This is a genomic window from Mameliella sp. CS4 (assembly GCF_019392335.1).
Classification (GTDB): Bacteria; Pseudomonadota; Alphaproteobacteria; order Rhodobacterales; family Rhodobacteraceae; genus Antarctobacter.
In genome coordinates, this window is the sequence record NZ_JAHXRQ010000103.1 from 1 (window position 1) to 381 (window position 381).

General features: G+C 68.2%; 1 protein-coding gene. It reads left to right on the forward strand.

The features are described from left to right. On the forward strand, nt 1-381 hold a 381-nt coding region (locus KZZ07_RS26715), incomplete at both ends, for a Mu transposase C-terminal domain-containing protein (protein WP_219519953.1).

Consider the following 381-nt stretch of genomic DNA (forward strand, 5'->3'; position numbering starts at 1 on the left):
TGGTCGCCAAGCCACGCTGCGTGCGTCGGGACGGCATTCACTTCCAGGGCCTGCGGTACGTCGCATCGACCTTGGCAGCCTATGTCGGCGAGACCGTCACGATCCGCTACGACCCACGCGATGTGTCGGAGATCCGGGTGTTCCACCGTGAGCGCTTCCTCTGCTGGGCGGTGAACGAGGAGCACGCTGGAGAAGCTCTCAGCCTCAAGGACATCGAGGCGGCGCGCCGTCTGCACCGCCGCAGCCTTCGCGCTGCGATCAACGAGCGCGTGGCGCGCGTCGCGGACTTCCTGCCCGATCCCGTCCGTCTCAACCGTCAGATCGCCCCGGCCCGCTCGCCGCCGCGGCTCAAGCTGCGCGTGTATCAGGCAGAGGACGAGG